Source organism: Nocardia sp. NPDC004260 (genome assembly GCF_053603155.1).
Map to the genome: position 1 here is coordinate 1 of NZ_JBSGEZ010000238.1, position 2048 is coordinate 2048.

General features: G+C 66.3%; 1 protein-coding gene. It reads right to left on the reverse strand.

The window, feature by feature from the left end:
- Window positions 1–828 precede the first annotated feature (828 nt).
- The gene (locus ACWEO7_RS39320; protein ID WP_452430906.1) at window positions 829–1554 is read right to left on the reverse strand and encodes a dienelactone hydrolase family protein; all 726 of its coding nucleotides are present in this window, start codon (window positions 1552–1554) and stop codon (window positions 829–831) included.
- Window positions 1555–2048: the final 494 nt, after the last annotated feature.

Consider the following 2048-nt stretch of genomic DNA (forward strand, 5'->3'; position numbering starts at 1 on the left):
CCGCGATCAACTTCGGTTCCCTCACACCGACCGACGCACCGGACGGGCGGTGTTCATTTTCGCGACCAAGATCGGCGCCCAACCCCGTCACACGGTGTCAGGATTCGCGACCAACCGACGCCAGAATTCACGACCAAAGCCAGAGCTGGTAGCGATCACTGGCGTCCACGTGGACGAACGTGTGGTTTGCCACCTCGGTCGTGCGCAGCCCCACTGTGGTCAGGAATTCCGTGACGTTCGGCTCGACGCCACGCGAAATCCACGCTGCTGGATATCGGCTCGAGGTGATCAGCCCACAGGGCGTTGATTTCGCTGTTCAGCTCGCAGTCGGTGCGCTCGGCCATGATCACGAAGGCGGTTCGGCTCGGCTCATTCGTTTTGTCACTTTCGCGACGGCCGGGGCAGTTCACCCGGGCCATTTATCAATGATGGCTCGGAGGCCGGCAGGGTCGCGCGCGGCGGCGCGATGGGCCGGCGCACCGGCGTCTCCGTCGATGAGGCGTGATGCCTTCCGTAACCTCACTGCAAGTCGAGCAACCACTGAACATACCCAGCTCAGAACCTAAACCCGATGGCGCGCAGAATCATTCACCCGATGAAATGCGGTCCAGAGCGCAGATAGTGACGCACTATGCGCGGTAACTCGAACAGGCGACCTGGCACTTTGACCGGCCGAGGGCCGGTCGACTCTGGAAACTATGCGCGGTACCAGCCCCACTGGGTGGCCGTCCGGCAGCAAAGGACCAGTTCGGTTCGCGCTACCGCCGGATTCCGCGTGGATGCTTCTCGCTTCCCGGTTCGCGGCCCAGGACGCGGTTGCCGACCAGATCACTTCGTTACGGGCAGGCACTCGGTGAGCAGGTCGACGATGTCGCGCCAGGCTCGCTGCGCGTGCCGTGGATGGTAGCCGACGCCGGGGAGTACGGTCTGGTCGACCGGCGGATGGTGGAAGGCATGCAAGGCGCCACCGTAGACGACCAGGCGCCAGTCGACGCCCGCGGCCTGCATCTCGGCGGTGAACGCGTCCCGTTGCGCGGGCGGCATGATCGGGTCTTCCGACCCGACCCCGGCCCACACCGGGCACCGAATGTGCGCCGCCTCGCCCGGTCGGCCCGTGGTCAGGGCGTTGACTGTCCCGATCGCGCGCAGGTCGACGCCGTCGCGCCCGAGTTCCAGCACGATTGCGCCGCCGGTGCCGTAGCCGATGGCGGCGATCCGGTCGGGGTCGGTTCGCGGTTCGGCGCGCAGCACATCCAGTGCCGCGTGGCCGATGCCCCGCATACGGTCGGGGTCGGCGAGTAGGGGGGTCACGTGCGCCAGCATCTCCTCGGGATCGGTGAACCAGCGTCCGCCGTTGATGTCGAAGGCCAGCGCCACGTACCCCAGCTCAGCCAGGGTGTCGGCGCGGCGGCGCTGGAAGTCGTCGAGTCCCGGCCCCTCGGGCCCGACCAGGACTGCGGGCCGCCGGTCGACACCAGCCGGGAGTGCGAGATGCCCGATCATCGTCAGGCCGTCGGCCGGGTACTCGACCGTGCGTGTTGTAACTGTCGTCATGAGACTCGACTGTAGTGATCCGTCGAGCCCGGTCGAGCCGGTGTTCCCTGCTCTGGCAGAACAGCGCACGTATGACCTTGTGGAAGCGGCTGCTCCTGTTCGCCTGGGGGCGGGTCCGGTAGTAATCGTTACGCCGCAGGCCTTCACCGCAGCCTCCCCGGACACGGGTTTCACCGGCCCAGGAAGTTCCCGCAGCACTCACGCTCCGCGACGCGCCGCTCCCGACCCACATCCGCCAGGTTGGAGTCGGTAAATCGTTGAGGGACTTTAAGACATCGGTTCCTCTCGTACTCCTCTCGATCCCGCTCGCCGGACCCGCACCATCTGGCAGTGCTGACACGCCCGGCTTTGTCAGGGCTGCTCCCACCCTCACCGGCACCTCCCGGATCAGGCTGCCCTCAGACCCCGCTCCGCCATGATCGAGGCCACCAGCTTGTGGTTGACGATCATCTCGCACTCGGCCAGCAACGCAGCCTTGATCCAGCGTTTGCCGT

Coding starts and splice junctions, on each gene's coding strand:
- ACWEO7_RS39320 (WP_452430906.1), bottom strand. CDS start 1,554: ATGACGACAGTTACAACACGCACGGTCGAGTACCCGGCCGACGGCCTG.